17 protein-coding genes are annotated in these 17,568 nt (G+C 32.0%); 6 read left to right on the plus strand and 11 right to left on the minus strand.

Annotated elements, in window-relative coordinates:
- The first annotated feature begins 250 nt into the window (after positions 1 to 250).
- Complete coding sequence (locus CCORG_RS01280) at positions 251 to 2,959, plus strand: TonB-dependent receptor domain-containing protein (protein ID WP_025802666.1); 2,709 nt, start codon at positions 251 to 253, stop codon at positions 2,957 to 2,959.
- 52 nt (positions 2,960 to 3,011) lie between these two features.
- On the opposite strand, the gene CCORG_RS01285 is transcribed toward CCORG_RS01280, so the two are convergent.
- Positions 3,012 to 3,692 carry a nitrous oxide reductase accessory protein NosL gene (locus CCORG_RS01285; protein WP_025802667.1) on the minus strand — a complete coding sequence of 227 codons (681 nt, stop codon included), beginning with the start codon at positions 3,690 to 3,692 and terminating at the stop codon, positions 3,012 to 3,014.
- A 157-nt stretch (positions 3,693 to 3,849) separates the two neighbouring features.
- Between CCORG_RS01285 and CCORG_RS01290 the strand changes: the two genes are divergently transcribed.
- Positions 3,850 to 4,617, plus strand: coding sequence for a hypothetical protein (locus CCORG_RS01290; protein WP_025802668.1), 768 nt, complete (start codon positions 3,850 to 3,852; stop codon positions 4,615 to 4,617).
- On the opposite strand, the gene tilS is transcribed toward CCORG_RS01290, so the two are convergent.
- From tilS to panC, 3 genes are read right to left on the minus strand one after another with little or no spacing between them, the layout of a single operon-like run.
- Entirely contained in the window at positions 4,614 to 5,576 is a 963-nt protein-coding gene (gene tilS / locus CCORG_RS01295; RefSeq protein ID WP_025802670.1) for a tRNA lysidine(34) synthetase TilS, read from the minus strand. The two genes, CCORG_RS01290 and tilS, sit on opposite strands and share 4 nt — an antisense overlap.
- Positions 5,569 to 6,870, minus strand: coding sequence for a 30S ribosomal protein S12 methylthiotransferase RimO (gene rimO, locus CCORG_RS01300; protein ID WP_025802671.1), 1,302 nt, complete (start codon positions 6,868 to 6,870; stop codon positions 5,569 to 5,571). The genes tilS and rimO overlap by 8 nt, the downstream gene beginning before the upstream one ends.
- 3 nt (positions 6,871 to 6,873) lie before the next feature.
- Positions 6,874 to 7,695: a pantoate--beta-alanine ligase gene (gene panC / locus CCORG_RS01305; protein ID WP_025802673.1), complete on the minus strand. Its 822-nt coding sequence runs from the start codon at positions 7,693 to 7,695 to the stop codon at positions 6,874 to 6,876.
- Between the two features lie 122 nt (positions 7,696 to 7,817).
- Between panC and nhaA the strand changes: the two genes are divergently transcribed.
- Genes nhaA through CCORG_RS01325 form a run of 4 tightly spaced genes read left to right on the plus strand, consistent with a single transcriptional unit; the run spans position 7,818 to position 10,932 of the window.
- Complete coding sequence (nhaA, locus tag CCORG_RS01310; protein ID WP_025802676.1) at positions 7,818 to 9,080, plus strand: Na+/H+ antiporter NhaA; 1,263 nt, start codon at positions 7,818 to 7,820, stop codon at positions 9,078 to 9,080.
- Positions 9,073 to 10,167 carry a peptide chain release factor 2 gene (gene prfB / locus CCORG_RS01315; protein WP_025802677.1) on the plus strand — a complete coding sequence of 365 codons (1,095 nt, stop codon included), beginning with the start codon at positions 9,073 to 9,075 and terminating at the stop codon, positions 10,165 to 10,167. Before nhaA ends, prfB begins: the two co-directional genes overlap by 8 nt.
- 18 nt (positions 10,168 to 10,185) lie before the next feature.
- Positions 10,186 to 10,509: a hypothetical protein gene (locus CCORG_RS01320; RefSeq protein ID WP_025802679.1), complete on the plus strand. Its 324-nt coding sequence runs from the start codon at positions 10,186 to 10,188 to the stop codon at positions 10,507 to 10,509.
- 9 nt (positions 10,510 to 10,518) lie between these two features.
- Positions 10,519 to 10,932, plus strand: coding sequence for an SEL1-like repeat protein (locus tag CCORG_RS01325; RefSeq protein ID WP_025802681.1), 414 nt, complete (start codon positions 10,519 to 10,521; stop codon positions 10,930 to 10,932).
- Positions 10,933 to 10,941: 9 nt separating this feature from the next.
- Here CCORG_RS01325 and CCORG_RS01330 read toward each other — a convergent pair whose 3' ends face one another.
- The 7 genes from CCORG_RS01330 to CCORG_RS01360 are packed head-to-tail and all read right to left on the minus strand — an operon-like array spanning position 10,942 to position 17,568.
- Entirely contained in the window at positions 10,942 to 11,736 is a 795-nt protein-coding gene (locus CCORG_RS01330; protein WP_025802683.1) for a shikimate dehydrogenase, read from the minus strand.
- Positions 11,736 to 12,611 (minus strand): hypothetical protein, encoded by an 876-nt coding sequence (locus CCORG_RS01335; protein WP_025802685.1) that lies wholly within the window; start codon positions 12,609 to 12,611, stop codon positions 11,736 to 11,738. Before CCORG_RS01335 ends, CCORG_RS01330 begins: the two co-directional genes overlap by 1 nt.
- Before the next feature lie 22 nt (positions 12,612 to 12,633).
- On the minus strand, positions 12,634 to 13,878 hold the full coding sequence (locus tag CCORG_RS01340) for a serine hydroxymethyltransferase (protein WP_025802686.1): 1,245 nt from the start codon (positions 13,876 to 13,878) through the stop codon (positions 12,634 to 12,636).
- Positions 13,879 to 13,880: 2 nt separating this feature from the next.
- Positions 13,881 to 15,386: a lysine--tRNA ligase gene (lysS, locus tag CCORG_RS01345; protein WP_025802687.1), complete on the minus strand. Its 1,506-nt coding sequence runs from the start codon at positions 15,384 to 15,386 to the stop codon at positions 13,881 to 13,883.
- Positions 15,387 to 15,848, minus strand: a complete 462-nt coding sequence (locus CCORG_RS01350) for a Fur family transcriptional regulator (RefSeq protein WP_025802690.1) — start codon at positions 15,846 to 15,848, stop codon at positions 15,387 to 15,389.
- Positions 15,838 to 16,488 (minus strand): CvpA family protein, encoded by a 651-nt coding sequence (locus CCORG_RS01355; protein ID WP_025802691.1) that lies wholly within the window; start codon positions 16,486 to 16,488, stop codon positions 15,838 to 15,840. The genes CCORG_RS01350 and CCORG_RS01355 overlap by 11 nt, the downstream gene beginning before the upstream one ends.
- Before the next feature lie 3 nt (positions 16,489 to 16,491).
- A complete protein-coding gene (locus tag CCORG_RS01360; protein WP_025802693.1) occupies positions 16,492 to 17,568 on the minus strand; it encodes a type IV pilus twitching motility protein PilT in 1,077 nt (358 codons plus the stop codon).

Consider the following 17,568-nt stretch of genomic DNA (forward strand, 5'->3'; position numbering starts at 1 on the left):
ACTAAAATAATTTGACAAGATTTAGATGATATTTTTATAAATTCATACTTGATTATAATTACAAGCTTATATTGCTAAGCAAAAACAAATAAATTCTTAAAATTAAAATATTCATATAGTAATAATTATCTAGATATTTTGTAGGCATTTTATTTTATAATGCCAAAGTTTTTAATATTATTTTTATCTAGAAAGTGATACAATTTCAGTTTTTATTTTAATAATTATACTCAATATTAAAAGGAGAGCAATGAAACCCATTATAAAGCTTAGTTTAGTGGCTGTTTGTTTTGGTTGTTTGAGTGCTGAAACTATTGTTTTAGACACCATAGATGTAGAAGACAAAGAATTGAAAGCTGAAAAGAAGGTATATCAAGAACCAAAAGCAGTAAGTGCAAGAGATGATATAGCAACTTCAACTCAAAATTTAGATACTATTTTAAGGACTATTCCAGGAACATTCACAAATCAAGATAAATCTACTGGAACAATAGCTCCAAATATCCGTGGTTCACAAGGGTTGGGCCGAGTTAATACAATGATAGATGGAGTAACTCAGACATTTTATTCATCAGGTGTTGATGATGGTAAAAGTGGTTCAACTTCGCAATTTGGTGCAACAATAGATCCAAATTTTATAGCAGGAGTTGATGTAGAAAGAGGAACTTTTGGTGGTAAAAGTGGTATAAACTCACTTATGGGCTCAGCAAATTTTAGAACTCTTGGCATCAATGATGTTATAAAGGGTGATAAAAATTTTGGCTTTTTAGGCAAATATCAAACAGGAGATAATGCTTATAAAAACAATTATATGGGAACATTTGCTGGTAGGACATATTTTGATGATGGCTCATATATGGGAGTTTTAATAGGTCATAGTAATAGAAAAATTTCGCAAAATTATAAAATTGGTGGTGGGATTAGGATAGACCAAATCAACGATATGGAATTTGAAAATTTACATAAGCAACACATGAAATCCTACATGGATGTTTATAAACCAAGTGCTAAAAAAGGCGATATTGTTGGTTATAAGGAGGGGCTAGTTCCAGATCCTAATTGTCCATTTGGAGAAGTGTGTTCTCCTATTAAAGTTAAAGTTCCAGTTAGAGGAGATGGTCCAAAGGATGAGTATCTAAAAGAAGCAGAAAAAATATGGAAAGAGACTTCAGATCAGTATATACGCACTCCATTTGATCCAAATAAGTTAAAGCAAGATATTAAAAGCTATATGGCTAAATTTGAATACGCAGATGAGCATAATTTTTTAACACTATCTTTTAGAAATTTAGAAAATAAAATTTGGTCTAGAAAAATTGAAGCAAATAACTATCAGATAAATTATAATCTAAACAATGATGAAAATATAGATTTAAATGTGCTTTTAAACTATAATGAAACAAAACAAAAATATAGTGATATTGCCTCAATTTCAGGTAAAGAGCTAATAAGTGGCTTAGAGACTAAAAATAAGTCATTAACTTTCGATATAAGCAATACCTTTAAAAGCGATTTTAGTGATATTTCATCAATATCAACAATAATTGGTTTAAACAATCTTAAAAATTCATACTCTAAAAGTCGTCATCCTTACGAACTTGTATGGTTTAATGAATATAAAACTTTACTAAAAGAAGAAAAAGATCCAGTTAAAAGAAAAAAGCTACTTGACGATATGCTAAGTGGAAATTTCTGGGGCTATCCACCAGATCATATGTCAACAGGTGGGATATATAGAAAATTTGATGATTGGCCTTCAAATGATGGTTATAGGGCAAACACTTTTCAACCTGATGGAAAACAGAGATTTTTTACAATTTATGGGGATAATTATTTAAGATACAGCATTTTTGATCTAAATTTAAACGCAAATTTGGTGAAATATGATTATAAGGGTCAGTATTTTGATAGAGTTAAAAAAAGTCTTTATGACGATTATGAAGAAAATGAATTTTTAATGGATGATTATGGTGATAAAAAAGCATTTAACTATTCAGCTACGCTAACGGCAAATTTACATGAGCTTTTTACTCCATTTGTTTCTTATTCTAAAAGTGAAAGATTTCCAAATTTACAAGAGCTTTATTTTTCACAAAGGACAATTGCAGGAGTTAGTAATAATCTAGATAATGAGATTGCCAAAACTCTACAAGTTGGTTTTAATAGTTTTAAAGAAAATTTACTTTTTGATAGTGATATTTTTGGATTTAAAGCTGTGTATTATAATACAAAAATAGATAATTATATACATAATGTTTTAAAACCACCATATACAGATCATAGTGGATATGGCAAGGAAACAACTACCATAAATTTTCAAAATTACGATAAAGAAGTAAGAAAAGAAGGGGTTGAGCTAGAGTTAAGCTATGATATGGGAGCATTTTTCATAAATTTAGCTTATGCTAGACAAAGAACAACTCAGCCAACTTCAGCTTCTGATGCTAGTGCTGGGCTTTTTCCAGCTCCTAGCAAACCTGACTACTACTCAATGGGTCATGGAATTAGTAAAGTTACGCAACTTCCAAAAGATTATGGATATTTAGATACAGGCATAAGACTTCTTAATGAAAAATTAGTTATAGGAAGTAGGATGAAATATTTTGGAGAAAGCAAAAGGGCTTTATATAGTGTAGGAGATAACAAACCTTTGCATGATCCAAGATACGATGGCGAACAGCCAGAAAATAAAAAGCATCAAAAATATGTTCGCTGGACTGAAGTTATAGAAAAACAACCACTAATTTTTGATTTTTATGTAAGTTATGAACCAATTGAAAATTTAATTATAAAAGCAGAACTTCAAAATGCTTTTGATAAACAATACATTGATCCACTTGATTCAAATAACGACGCAGCTTCTCAAAGAAGTTACTCTATCTTAAATGGCGAAAATAACGCTTTAAGCAATTACGCAAAAGGAAGAACTGCTGTTTTAAGCTTTGAATATCGCTATTAAAATGTAAAATCTCTCCAAATTGGAGAGATTTATCAAACAAAAAGATATTAAATCATCTCATCTTTAAATAGTGAGAAAGCTGTGAAAGTTCGTGCATATTAAGTTCACCACAAGGTTTGTTTTCAAGCAAATAAGCCTTAGCTTCTCCTGAAGTTTTAAATTTTTTGTCTATCTTTGCACATCTTTCAATATATATTTTTTCACCTTTTTTAGCTGCCATTGACTGTCTTTTTTCAATAAGCTTTAAATCATCGGCTATATCTGCTTTTGTCTTTTCTAAAAGCGTCTCATAAGTTAAAACTTCTCCGCCAAAATCCTTAGCAAAATTTTCAGCTGCATCTTTGGAATTAAAACCATACGAGCTTACAGTTGACATCGTTGCTGGTTTGTTTGAGCCATAAACATAATAAGCTAATGAAGCATCTATAAATTTCAAAGTATTAGTATCTACAACTTTAGGATTTTCCGGCTTAAGATTTTCACTTTCTTCAACCATACAGTGAAATGAGCAGTACTGATGAGTCTTATTATTAATTTCTGCTGCGTGGTTTGTTTTGTAAAACTGTCCTAAATGCATACCACAAACAGAACAAAACATCTTAGCAGGACCATTTGTTAAAAGCGTAGGATTTTCTACAGCTCTAAAGTCTATATCACTTGCAAAAAGTGATGAGTTACTACTAACAACTGCTAAAAAAATTCCACTTGTTTTAATGAATTTTCTTCTGTTCATAATTCTCCTTTATTTTAAAGATATTTAAATCTTATACATTTACTAAATTTCAAATATATTATCAAAAATATATTAAATTTATGTGAATTTTTATAATGTTTTGTATTTTAAGTATAAATTTGTTAAAATGGCGAGAAATTCTTGCTTAGGGTAAAAGATGGGCTTTTTAAAACGAAATAATAGACTTTTTTATACGATTTTATTAGATAGTGACATATGTAAGATATATTTTAGGCTAGTAAGTCCTAAAAGAACTGTGATTAAAGAAGGTTTGGAAACTATTGAGATAGAAAATGCTAAGGTCGGTATCCAAAACTACATGGCAAACAACGGTATTTGTAAGAATAAAGACTATATATGTGTACTTCAAACATCTTATAAACAAGGTCTTACTAATGTAATGGTTGATGGTTTTTATACCCAATACATTGATGAAAATATCTACTCTTATGCCAATTTAGATGATATAAAAAATTTAAAAGATAATTTGGGTTTTAAAATAGATGAGTTTATAAGTCCATTTAAAGTGCTATATTTTTTAATGAAAAATCAAGAATTTAAAGGTGCATCGCTTTTTGTGCTTAAATTTAGTAGCACTGCTGTTTTTATGGTGGCAGATGAAAGCACAATCTATTTTGCAAAGATGATAAATTTAACTGATAGATTTATTGAGATAATACAAAATGATTCAGCTGTAGCAATAGATGATAGTGATGAGCTGTTTTATAGAGTAATAAGTGAGTTTGTTAAGGAGTATTATAGTGAGCATGAAACATTTATAAACTCTATTTTTATCTATGATATCGGAAGTTTAGGACCTGAGACTGGGTATTATATATTTACAAGAATTTTTATAAAAACCCATATTGTGCCTATAAATTTAATGGACTTTATAAATAAAATTAATATTAAAGAGAACTATTAGCAGATTTCTAATAGATCTTTTCTTGTGTAGATGTAGCCTCTAATAAGTGGTGGGATTTTTTTAATCCTACATTTTTCTTTAAATTTCTTATCCATTACGGGAGTTTTATATGGAGCGATAAATACCCTATCATCTGTGTAGCCAATTGCCACTTTTCCGCTTATAACAGAGTCTTTCATTGCTTGTAAACGCTGCTTTTGACTCATCACAACACCTAAAGTTTTTAAAGCTTTATCTACTAAATTTATAGCGTTTGGGTTATTTTTGATGATAAAAAACTCACTATCACTATAAATTTCACCATTTAGTAAAATTTCTCTATCTTTAGCTAAAAATTCAAAGCTCTTTTTAAGACCTGAGCTAAATTTAGCTACAAATTCATCACTAAAATTTACTCTTATAAAATTTCTTTCAAAGTTTGTATCTAAATTTGAACTATCAATAAAGTACTTTATATTGTTTGAATTTAAAAAATCCAAAAGCTCATTTCGGCTAGTGTTTATAAGTGGGCGAACTATAGTGTAGCTGTTTTTTTGCTCAACTGCGTCCATGCTTATGAGATTTGCTAAGCCTGAGCCTTTGCTAAGACGCATCAAAAACCACTCAAATTTATCATTTAGTTGATGAGCTGTAATGAGATTTGTATAGCCAAATTTAGAACAAATTTCATAAAAAAACTCATATCTTATCTCTCTTGCGATTTTTTCAAAATTTGAAGAATCAAGGCTAAATTTGACCTGTTTTACATAAATTTGTTTGTTAAATTTAAAAGCTAAATTTCTAGCTGAAGTCTCTTCGATACTGCTTTCTTTTCTAGTGTTGTAATTTACAAATGCTAGGTCAAATTTAAGAGCGTTTTTTTCAAGTAGATAAAAAAGAGCTGTGCTATCAACCCCGTGTGAAAACGCTAATAAATTCTTAGCGTTTTTTAGTTTTTTAACGGCAATCTCATCAAGCAAGAATTTCGCCTATTAGTTTATTTTCAGCCAAATCAGTAATCTTACAGCGATAAATTTTGCCAACTTCAAGATCCTTTATATCGCTATCATTTATCAAAATTTCGCCATCAATGTCTCTATCCCAAATGAGTGCTTTTGCTGAGTAAAACATCTCACCTTCGCTACTTAACCCATCTAAATTTACTAAAATTTCTTTTCCAATCATAGAATTTAGGTTTTCTTTTAGATTTTGATTTGTGATTTTTTCAACTAAATTTAGCCTTTTTGCGATAGTTTTTGGTAGAATTTGTTCCATTTCATAAGATGGTGTATCTTCTTCTTTTGAGTAGGCAAAGACTGAAACCCTATCAAATTTAAACTCTTTTAAAAATTCACAAAGTTCTAAAAATTCATCTTCGCCCTCTCCAGGATGACCTACGATAAATCCGCTCCTTAAAAAGGAATTTTTTGCATTTCTCATAAGTTCCAAAAGAGCCATTATTCTGCTTTTATCTGCCCCACGACGCATTATTTTAAGCATATTATCATTTATGTGCTGTATTGGCATGTCAAAGTAGTTTAAAAAAACCTTTGAAGAGATGATTTTTTCAATCAAAGCATCACTTGTGGTTGTTGGATAAAGATATAAAATTCTAGCAAATTTAACGCCGTCAATTTTTTCAATCTCATTAATTAAATTTATAAGCCCGTCCTTGATACCAAAATCCCTTAAATAACTTGAGCTATCTTGAGAGATAAAACTAAAATCATAAAATCCTTGTTTTACAAGGTTTTCTACTTCAAAGACTATGCTTTTTAAATCTCTACTTTTTAACCTTCCTTTAAAGGTTGGAATAGCGCAAAATGAACACCTTTGGTTACAGCCTTCAGAGAGCTTGATATAAGCGTGATAGTTTGAGCCAGTTATAACTCTTTTTTCATCTTTTTGAAGGTAGGTTTGTGGGCTAAAGAGATTTTGTTTTTTTAATATCATCTCATCGATTTTATCATAATCTCCAACACCGCTAAATATATCAACTTCAGGAAGTTCTTTTATCATCTCATCTTTATATCTTTGTGTAAGACATCCAGTTACTACAAGCAAGGCGTTGTCTTTTTTTTGCTGGGCAAGTTCAAGTATAGCGTTGATACTCTCAGTTTTTGCAGCATCTATAAACCCACAAGTATTTACTATCATTACATCAGCCTTGCTTGGATCATCGGTTAAATCATAAGCTTTAAGCCTACCAAGCATTATCTCGCTATCAACTAAGTTTTTATTACATCCAAGGCTTCTAAGGTATAAATTTGGCATATTTTAAACCCAAAGATTATCTATTAGTCTAGTTTGGCCAACATTTGCTGCTACAAGGATAAAAGTGTTATCTAGTTCTATCTTATCAAGTGGCTCAAAGCGGCGATTTGTAATTGCTACATAGTCTATTTCTAATGGCTCAAGGATTGAAAGCATCTGCGTTTTTATTGAGTTTGTACTAAGTTCGCCTTTTTTTATCATAGCTCCAGCTTTAGCTAAAGATTGTGAAATTTTAAGAGCGTATAGTTTATCTTCTTCGCTTAAATAAGCATTTCTTGAACTTATTGCTAGACCGTCACTTTCTCTAATGATATCACAAGGTACAATCTCAATATCCATGAAAAAAGTTCTTACCATATTTTCTACAATAGCAAGTTGTTGGGTATCTTTTTTGCCAAAATATGCTTTTGTAGGTTTTACTATATTAAAAAGCTTATTTAAAACCCTTAAAACACCATCAAAATGCCCTGGGCGAGTTTTACCTTCTAGTATGGTAGCTAGTTTTTCAGGTGCTTTTATTAAAGGTTCGTTTTTATCATAAATTTCTTCAGGCTTTGGCATAAAAAGAGCATCAACTTCACAAATTCTTGCTATTCTTATATCTCTTTCGTCATTTCTTGGGTATTTATCTAAATCCTCATTTTCGCCAAACTGAGTTGGATTTAGAAAAACAGAAGCCACAACTATCTCATTTTCGCTTCTAGCTTTTTTAAATAAGCTTATATGACCATCGTGTAAAGCCCCCATTGTAGGGACAAAGCCTATAGTTTTGTTTTTATCTTTTAAAAAATCTTTTAATTCTTTTGGAGAGTGAAAAATTTCCATAATTATCCTACTTTTGTTAAATTTTGGCGATTATAACTTAAATTTGTTAAATTTATCTTTATATGAAATTTTAGATTAAACTTATTTTGATAAAATATATGATTAAAATTTTAAGGGAATTTATGGAGAAAATAAGAAAACTATTTAAAAGTGATGCAATTGGCGGAATTTTAATTATTATGGCGTGTTTTTTAGCGTTAATATTTAAAAATAGTCCATTGATAGACTTCTATGATAGTTTTGTTAATTTCAAAATGGGCATGATGTTTGGTGAGTATAGCTTAAGCTTAACTATACATCACTGGGCAAATGACGGACTTATGGCTCTGTTTTTTTTCTATATTGGTTTAGAAGTTAAAAGAGAGATTTTAGTTGGAGAGTTAAGTTCGCCTTCAAGAGTTGCTCTTCCTATTATTGGTGGTCTTGGTGGTATAATTTTTCCAGCATTAGCTTTTATTTTGATAACTTGGGGAGATAGCTTTTCTATGCTTGGATGGGCTATTCCTACAGTGAGCGACACTGCCTTAGCAGTTGGTGTGCTTTTGCTTTTAGGTTCTAAAATTCCACCATCAATTAGAATCTTTCTTCTTCTTTTAGCGATAATTGATGATATTGCTGTAGTTATTATAATTGCTGTTTTTTATTCAGGAGATGTGAATTTTCATCTTTTGGGTATAGCAGGAGGTTTGGCTTTTATAATGCTTATTTTAAATTTACTTAAAGTAAATAAAAAGATTTTTTATATAATACCTGCTGTTTTAATGTGGTTTTGCTTTTTAAAGTCAGGAGTTCATGCAACTTTGGCTGGAATTTTAGCTGCAGTTTTTATACCTCTTCACCCTATTAAAGGCTACTCAATGGCAAGAGATTTAGAGTATAAACTTCATGATATAATAACCTTTTTTGTAATGCCTATATTTGCGTTTTCAAATGCTGGAATTTTAATAACTCCTGAAGCGATATCTCATCTAAGCCATCCTGTTTCGGTAGCAATTATGGTTGGGCTTTTACTTTCAAAACCACTTGGAATTTTTATTGCTTCATTTGCGACTATAAAATTTGGAATTTCAAAGCTTCCAGTTGGGGCTAACTACATACAGTTTTTTGGGCTTTGCGTTTTAACTGGAATTGGTATGAGTATGAGTTTGTTTATCTGTGAAATTGCATATAAAGGGACAAATATCTTCTACTCAGCAGAAAAACTTGCTATATTAATAGCATCGTTTGTGGCTGCTGTTGTAGGGTTTGTGATTATGAAAGTTGGAATAAAATATCAAGCTGAGAGACTTGTTTCGGTTGATAATAGTGCAGATGACAAAGAGAAGATGGAAGAAGCAAAAATGGCTATTGAACAAGAAAAACTAAAGGAAATAGATATTGGATAGTTATGAATATACTGAACTTTTAAAAGAGCTTGATAAAAAGGTGGAAAATATCGCTCTAATCATAAAACCTGCCCAAATAAAGTCTCGTCTTGAAGAGATAGAAAAGATAGGTCTTGATCCTGATTTTTGGAGAGATATTGATAAAGCTAGTCAGATAAATAAAGAAAAGACAAAGCTTAGTGGAATTTATTCTAAATTTATAAAAGCAAGATCAGCTGTTGATGATGCTAAGGATATGTACGAGCTAGCTTTAAGTGAAGATGATAGGGAAGTGATAGAGTCTTTGTTTAATGATGCTCCAAATTTAGAAAAGAGCATTAAAAATTTAGAAGTTGCCATGCTTTTAAGTGGTGAAAATGACTCTAAAAACGCAATTATCACAATCCATCCTGGAGCTGGTGGAACAGAAAGCAATGACTGGGCTAGTATGCTTTATAGGATGTATTTGAGATTTTGCGAAAGAGAAAACTATAAAGTTGAAGTTTTAGACTTTCAAGAAGGCGATGAGGCTGGGCTTAAAGATGTAAGCTTTATCGTAAAAGGCGAAAATGCTTATGGGTATTTAAAGGCTGAAAATGGCATTCATAGGCTTGTTAGAGTAAGTCCGTTTGATAGTGCTGGCAGGCGTCATACTAGTTTTACTTCTGTTATGGTAAGTCCTGAAATAGATGATGATATCGTAATAGATCTTGATGAAAAAGATCTTCGTTTTGACTACTATAGAGCAAGTGGAGCAGGTGGGCAGCATGTTAATAAAACAGAGAGTGCTGTTAGAATCACCCACTTACCTACAAATATTGTCGTGCAGTGCCAAAATGATAGAAGTCAGCATAAAAATAAAGCTACAGCGATAAAAATGCTAAAATCAAGGCTTTATGAACTAGAGATGATGAAGCAAAATGAAGCCATTAATAGTCTAGAAAAAAGCGATATTGGTTGGGGACATCAGGTAAGAAGCTATGTTCTTTTTCCTTATCAGCAAGTAAAAGATACAAGATCTGGCATAGGGTATTCTCAGGTTGATGATATATTGGATGGGGATTTAAAAAGAATAATAGAAGATGTATTGGTTGCGAAAGCTAATTAAATTTTTAAAGGAGAAAAAATGAATAAAGATGGGATTTTGGTTTCACTAGGATATGGTGTAAATGAGAGCACAACTGCTCAACTTGAGGGAATTTTAAATGAGTGCGATTTAACTGATACTGAGCTTGAAAAAATTGTTTTGTTAAATGATAATGTTAAAAAATTTGAGGGCTTTGTGGCGATGTCAAATTCAAATCACTACTTTAAGGTTAAAACTGAAAGCACTAATCCTGAGATGATAAAAGCCGTAAGAGAGACAATTTATGAGTGGGCGGATAGATATAAATTTAGTATAGAAAAAGTTGATGGAAAAGAGACTTACTATATAGTTGGTAAAAATTAAGGAGAGACTATGAAAAAAGCGATTTGTTTTACTTTTATTGCTGCTTTGATAGCAGGATGTGCAACTACAAAAAGCAGTAGTAGACCCGGCGTATCAAATGATAGAATTCAAGAGCAAGTTATACTTGTAGAGAGTGTAAATTCTACTTTAGATCTAAATGCTTTAAATAGAATGGATACAGCTGATGCTTATAAAACAGCAAATTCATACTATAAAAATGGCGATTATGTAAATGCAATTACTGCTTATGATTTTACTTGTGCTAAATTTCAGTACATTCCTGCTTGCGTAAGACTTGCAAGTATGTTTGAAAAAGGCCAAGGAATAACTGCAAATAGATTAATAGCACTTGATATATATGAAAGATCTTGCTATGGTGGGCATGATGAAAGTTGTAATGATGCTAAAAGGCTTAGAAAGTAAATTTAGGGGTTATTGTGCCCCTAAATTTACTGCTTTATTCATAAAAGTATAAATTTTATCTTTATTAAGAGTTCCGCCATAAAATATATCAAGTGCAAAAACTGCTTGCCAAACTAGCATATCTTTACCATTTTTTGTCTGCAAATTCATATTCTTTGCTAAATTTAGAAAATTTGTAGATTTGTTGTATATAGCGTCAAATGCATACTGGCTGTTTTTTAAAGTAGGCTCTAAAAGCTCAACAGGCATAGGAAATTCATTTTTTACTAGCCCAGCAGATGTTGTATTAACTACCAGATCATAGCCTTTTGGAACAAATTCATTCCAAGTCTTGAAGTTGTAATCTAAGAAATTTTGCCTTCTTTTTTCGCTTCTGTTGACAATTGAAGTAGAGATATTTTTGGTATTTAATGCATATGCTATAGCCCTAGCAGTGCCACCAGCTCCTAAGATAAGGGCTGATTTTATCTTACCAAACTCATCTATGGCTTGTAAAAATCCTATAGCATCGGTGTTATAGCCAATTAGTTTGTTACTATCTTTTACTATAGTGTTTACAGAGCCAATCTTGCTGGCGTGAGTCTCTAATTCATCGCAAATTTTAAAAGCTTCTTCTTTAAATGGCACAGTGATATTTGCTCCACTTAAATTTAGTTTTAAAAATTTAGACTTCAAATTTTTCTCATCTTCAAGTAAAACCCTGCCATAAAACGCCTCCAAATCAAGTCCGGCTATGGCTAAGTTATGAAGTCGTGGGGAGATAGAGTGCGCTATAGGATTACCAAAAACAGCAAACTTCTTCACTATTTTACCCTGTATAAAAAGGCATCTTTATTTACGGTTGCTCTAATATTTGACATCTCATTTTGAAGCTCACTGCCCTTATATGGACCAACCAAAACTTTAGTAAATTCTCTGCCATTAACTGTCTCTTTATAGAGTCTGTAGCTGTATCCTGCGTTAATTAACTTAAGTAAAGCTGGATCGTCATTTTTAAATTCAGTAGTTGCGATAACTTGAATATAGCTACCGTTTGGAACATTACCACTTATATGAGTACCTTTTTTAATAGGTTTTGAGCTCTCTTGTTTTGGAGTTTCTTTTTTTGCTGGTTGCTCTTTAGTGGTTTTTTTAATCTCTGTTTGACTAACTTCTTGCTTTTTAGTGTCTGTTTTTGTTACTTCTTTTGCTTTAGCTGGTTCTTGTTTTGGAGTTTCTACTTTTTTAGCTGGTTGAGCTTTTGTTTTATCAGCAGTTACTACAACAACCTCTTTTTTAGGTTCTAGTTGCTTAACTTGAGTATTTTCTACAGCTTCTTGTTTGGTCTCAACAACTACAGGTTTTACATCTTCTTTTTTAGGCTCTTGAGCCACTTTTATCTCAACGACTTTAGGTTCAACCTTGGTTGGAGTAGATTTTATCTCCACGACAGTTTTTTCTTCAGTGGTTTTTGTTTGATCAGTGGACTTTTCTGGTGTAAATATTGCATCTTCGCTTGGCATTACAAGTGGCTCATTTGTTGCTGTATCGCCACTATTTATAAATTTCATAGTTAAAAGTATAATCAGAAAAAGTACCACCAAGATAGCAATACCGGTTAAAATCTTTTTGATATTATTTGATCTTGCTGTATCTGGATCTAATAAGATGCTATCGTCTATATTAAATTTATCACTCATAAAATCTCCTTAAATTTTTGCCTTAATACATAGCCTTATTGTAGATTACAAATTTACTTGCAAGCTCTTTTAGCTCTTCTTTGATTTTTGCGTGAAGGTCTTTATTATTTATATCATCTAGTACGTCAGCTATTTTATTTGCGATAAACTCAAACTCAGCTTCTTTCATCCCTCTTGCTGTTAGTGCAGGGCTTCCTAGTCTTACACCACTTGTTACAAAAGGACTTCTTTTTTCATTTGGAACTGTGTTTTTATTAGCTGTGATTCCTGCTTCTTCAAGTGCGGCTGATGCGTCTTTTCCGCTATAGTCTTTATTTGATAGATCCATTAAAACAAGGTGATTATCAGTTCCACCACTTACTAAATCATAGCCTCTACTTATCAAAACTTCTCCTAGTTTTTTAGCATTTGCTTTTACTTGCTTTGCATAAACTTTCCACTCATCGCTTAAATTATGCTTAAATCCAACTGCCTTTGCGGCGATTACATGCATTAAAGGACCACCTTGAATTCCTGGAAAAATTGATGAGTTGATTTTTTTAGCTATTTCTTCATCATTTGTCATGATGATTCCACCTCTTGGACCACGAAGTGTTTTATGAGTGGTTGAGCTAACTACATGGCAGTGTGGAAACGGACTAGGATGCTCTCCTGCTACAACAAGACCAGCTATATGAGCAACATCTGCAAACAAATACGCACCAACTGAATCAGCAATCTCTCTAAATTTGGCAAAATCAATCTCTCTTGCATATGCACTTGCACCACAAACTATGAGTTTTGGCTGGACTGTTTTAGCTATTTCTAAAACTTTATCATAGTTTATTCTTCCATCTGATTCAACGCCGTAAAAAAAGCTATCGTAGTTTTTTCCACTACTTGAAACTTTTGCACCATGAGTTAAGTGTCCGCCATGGCTTAAATCCATACCTAAAATTCTATCGCCTGGATTTATTAAAGCTCCATAAACGCCTTGATTTGCTTGACTTCCTGAGTTTGGTTGAACATTTGCAAAGTTGCAATTAAAAAGCTTTTTACATCTTTCAATTGCTATTTCTTCGATGCCATCTACAAATTCACATCCGCCGTAATATCTTTTATGAGGATAACCTTCTGCGTATTTATTTGTTAAAATTGATCCCATAACTTCCATAACTTCTGGGTATGTGAAGTTTTCACTTGCGATCATTTCTAAATAATCGCACTGCCTTTTTAACTCTTTGTTTGTTAAATCAAAAATTTCTTTATCAAAATTTTCTAAACTCATTTTTACTCCTTGTTTTCATCATTTTGTTTAAGTGGTCTCATCGCTGGAAATAAAATAACATCGCGAATTGATTTTTTATTTGTTAAAAGCATGACTAATCTATCAATGCCAAGTCCCCAGCCAACAGTTGGAGGCATCGCATATCCAAGTGCTTTTACATAGTCTTCATCCATCTCGTGTGCTTCATCATCTCCTGCGTTTTTAGCGTCAATTTGACCTTTAAATCTCTCATATTGATCAAGTGGATCATTTAGCTCATTAAAGGCATTTGCAAGTTCGTTTCCTGCGATAAATAGCTCAAATCTCTCAGCGATATTTGGATTTTCATCGCTTCTTCTTGAAAGCGGGCTAATTGAAAGTGGAAAATCAACTATAAAAGTTGGATTAATTAGCTTTTTTTCAACATAATTATCAAAAAGTTCAGCTTGTAAATGTCCTATATCTAAATTTGCATTTGCCTCAAAGCCATCATTTTTTAATTTTTCTAAAATTTTATCTTTATCATTTATAATATCTTTTGAAATTTCACCAATTTCAACTAAAGCATCTAAATATTTTACTCTTGCAAATGGCTTTGAAAAGTCTATTTTTAGCTCATCATACTCTAAAATTTCAGGTAAATTTAGCTCTTTTAGTAAAACCTTAAAAAGTTCTTCTGTTAAATCCATCGCTTCATTATACTCATGCCACGCCCAGTAAAACTCAATGGCTGTAAATTCAGGATTATGAGTTAAATCCATTCCTTCATTTCTAAAATTTCTATTTATCTCAAAAACAGCTTCCATTCCGCCAACAATTAGTCTTTTTAGATAAAGTTCAGGTGCGATTCTTAAAAAGCGATTTACATCAAGAGCGTTATGATAAGTTATAAAAGGCTTTGCATTTGCCCCGCCTGCAATTGGGTGCATCATCGGAGTTTCAACTTCCATAAAGCCTTTATTTTCAAAAAAATGCCTAATTATAGAGATGATTTTTGATCTTTTTTTGAAGTCATTTCTAACTTCTGGATTCATTATCATATCAAGATATCTTTGGCGGTAACGCATCTCAATATCTACAAGTCCATGAAATTTCTCAGGTAGTTGAGAAATAGCTTTTGAAGCAAGAGTTAAATTTGTAACATGCATGGAAAACTCCCCAGTTTTTGTTACAAAAGGATAGCCTTTTACTAAAACTATATCTCCAACTTCAAGATTTTTTTTAAAATTTGCGTATAAATCTTCGCCGATGCTATCACGAGAATAATAAATTTGGACATTTCCACTTTCATCTTCGATGTTTGCAAAGGTTGATTTTCCAGCAACTCTTTTAAGCTTTAATCTTCCTGAAATCGTTACTTCATCGCTAACTCTTTTTTCTTCTAAATCCTTAACATACTCAAATTTATCTCTAAATTCTTTAATGCTCATATCTCTTTTTAGAAAATGTGGATATGGATTTATGCCTAAATTTCTAAGTTCGTTAGCTTTTTCTATCCTTTGGAGTTCTAATTGATTATCAAATACCACTTATTTTTCTCCTTTTTTACAATCATTACAAGTTCCATATAGTTGCATAAGATGTCCTGTTAGCGTAAAACCATAATGTTTTGCTATGTCAATTTGTCTTTGTTCAACACACTCATCTTCAAATTCTACTATTTTGCCACAATGTTTACATATGATATGATCGTGATGAGGTTTGTTGGCAAGTTCAAATTTTTTACCCTGAATTCCAAATGATATAGAAGTAACCATTCCTGATTCTTCTAATAAATTTAGAGTTCTGTAAACAGTAGCGATACCTATGTTTAACTCAGGATAAGTCTCTTTTATCTCCATATAAAGCTCTTCAGGAGTGAAGTGATGATCGTTGTTATAAAGTGTTTTTAAAACACACTCTCTTTGGACTGTAAATTTAAGAGCATTGTCTTTTAAAATCTTCTTAAATTTATCTAGCAATGCATCAAATTCTAAATTTTCAATTTTCATTTTTAAATCCATCAGTTGATATGTTTAAATCAAGAGTTTGATTATTATCTTGAGTTACTTCGCTTTTTTCATATACTACATTTACGCTATTTTTCTCTTCATTAGATCTTTTTTGCGTAGTAGGAATGATATCTTCTTTTCTCATCCCCATAAGTTTCGTTCCAACATTTACAAGATATGGATATGTGATGCTGTTTTCAAAGTATGGTCTTGCTTGATCGTTTAAAAAAGCAGATGATCTAATAAATACAGCTAAAACTGCAAATATTAAGAAAATCTTTGCCCCACCAAACACAAATCCACCAATCCTATCTATAAGACTTAGTCCGCTAAGTCCAAGAAGTTTTGTTAAAAGCTCACCAAGTATCAATGCCGCAAACCAAATTCCAAAAAGAGCTACAATAAAACCAACCACGCTTTGGGTTCCAGTTTCGCTCATTACGCCAATTTTTCCAAGGTCGTATATATTTGTACTTATCCAAGCACCAACTTCAGCTTTATATCTAATGGCTAAAACAAAACCACCTATTATCCCTATAATACCAAAAATTTCTCTTATAAGACCGCTTGATAAACCCTTAAGCCCGAATACAAAAACAAGCCCTATAATTATGAGATCTAACCAGTTTAAAGCTTCCATATCTTAATCTCCTATAATTTTAATAAGCTCTTGTAAGCTTGTAGAGTACCTTCTAGCATCATCTTTTGTGATGAGATTAGCCTGAATAGCTTTAACTAGAGCCTGAGTTTGAGTTACCATTCCGGTTTGCTGTTGGTTTAGTTGCATTTGAGAGTAGATTTGGTGGTTTTTATCCTCTCTAATAAGGTTTGAAATAGCGCTATTGTTTATCAAAATTTCATGAATTGCTAAACGCCCGCCACCAATTCTAGGAAGTAGTGATTGAGATATGATGGCTGATAAAGAAACAGAGAGCATATTTCTAATCATAGCTTGCTCACCACCTTCAAAACTATCTATAATACGGCTAATTGTCTGCATTGCTGAGTTTGTATGAAGTGTTCCAAAAACTAAGTGTCCAGTTTCAGCTGCTGTTATAGCAATTGAGATAGTTTCCTTATCTCTCATCTCACCTATTAGTATGATATCTGGATCTTCACGAAGTGCGTATTTTAAGGCATTTGCATATGAGTGAGTATCAGTTCCTATATTTCTATGTGAAAAAAGGGCTTTTTTATTTGTGTGGACAAATTCCACAGGATCTTCAACTGTTATAATGTGCTTTCTTTCGTTCTCATTTATCTCGTTTAAAAGTGATGCAAGTGTGGTTGATTTACCAGATCCAGTTGGTCCAGTAACTAAGATAAGACCTTTTTCTCTTTTTACTAAATCTTTAAAAATTTGAGGACCTTTTAAATCGTCAATTGATGGAATATTTATCGGAATTGTTCTAAAAGCAGCAGCTAAATCACCATTCATCGTGTAGTAGTAGTTACCTCTGTAACGCCCGATATTTGGAATCTCTAAAGCAAAGTCAAGCTCTTTGTTCTCTTCAAGTTCGCTCTTTTGAGCATCACTTATGACTGCGTAGCACATTGTTTCTATATCTTCACCAGTAAGTGGCTCCATATCTATTGGGCGAAGTTTCCCATCTATTCTGATTTGTGGAGCACTTCTGCTTACGATATGTAAGTCACTTGCTTTGTGCTGAACCATAACCTTAAGTAGCGTATGAATATCTGGTAGTTTTTTATTTTCCAT

Origin of the sequence: Campylobacter corcagiensis, from assembly GCF_013201645.1 — a bacterium.
In the GTDB taxonomy this organism is placed as follows: Bacteria; Campylobacterota; Campylobacteria; order Campylobacterales; family Campylobacteraceae; genus Campylobacter_B; species Campylobacter_B corcagiensis.

What these genes read in the sequence shown, in the direction of transcription:
- CCORG_RS01285 (WP_025802667.1), bottom strand. Translation starts at nt 3,692, where the DNA reads ATGAACAGAAGAAAATTCATTAAAACAAGTGGAATTTTTTTAGCAGTT.
- CCORG_RS01355 (WP_025802691.1), bottom strand. Translation starts at nt 16,488, where the DNA reads ATGGAAGCTTTAAACTGGTTAGATCTCATAATTATAGGGCTTGTTTTT.
- CCORG_RS01360 (WP_025802693.1), bottom strand. Translation starts at nt 17,568, where the DNA reads ATGGAAAATAAAAAACTACCAGATATTCATACGCTACTTAAGGTTATG.
- CCORG_RS01290 (WP_025802668.1), top strand. Translation starts at nt 3,850, where the DNA reads ATGGGCTTTTTAAAACGAAATAATAGACTTTTTTATACGATTTTATTA.
- CCORG_RS01335 (WP_025802685.1), bottom strand. Translation starts at nt 12,611, where the DNA reads ATGAGTGATAAATTTAATATAGACGATAGCATCTTATTAGATCCAGAT.
- nhaA (WP_025802676.1), top strand. Translation starts at nt 7,818, where the DNA reads ATGGAGAAAATAAGAAAACTATTTAAAAGTGATGCAATTGGCGGAATT.
- panC (WP_025802673.1), bottom strand. Translation starts at nt 7,695, where the DNA reads ATGGAAATTTTTCACTCTCCAAAAGAATTAAAAGATTTTTTAAAAGAT.
- CCORG_RS01325 (WP_025802681.1), top strand. Translation starts at nt 10,519, where the DNA reads ATGAAAAAAGCGATTTGTTTTACTTTTATTGCTGCTTTGATAGCAGGA.
- CCORG_RS01320 (WP_025802679.1), top strand. Translation starts at nt 10,186, where the DNA reads ATGAATAAAGATGGGATTTTGGTTTCACTAGGATATGGTGTAAATGAG.
- CCORG_RS01280 (WP_025802666.1), top strand. Translation starts at nt 251, where the DNA reads ATGAAACCCATTATAAAGCTTAGTTTAGTGGCTGTTTGTTTTGGTTGT.
- rimO (WP_025802671.1), bottom strand. Translation starts at nt 6,870, where the DNA reads ATGCCAAATTTATACCTTAGAAGCCTTGGATGTAATAAAAACTTAGTT.
- CCORG_RS01350 (WP_025802690.1), bottom strand. Translation starts at nt 15,848, where the DNA reads ATGAAAATTGAAAATTTAGAATTTGATGCATTGCTAGATAAATTTAAG.
- CCORG_RS01340 (WP_025802686.1), bottom strand. Translation starts at nt 13,878, where the DNA reads ATGAGTTTAGAAAATTTTGATAAAGAAATTTTTGATTTAACAAACAAA.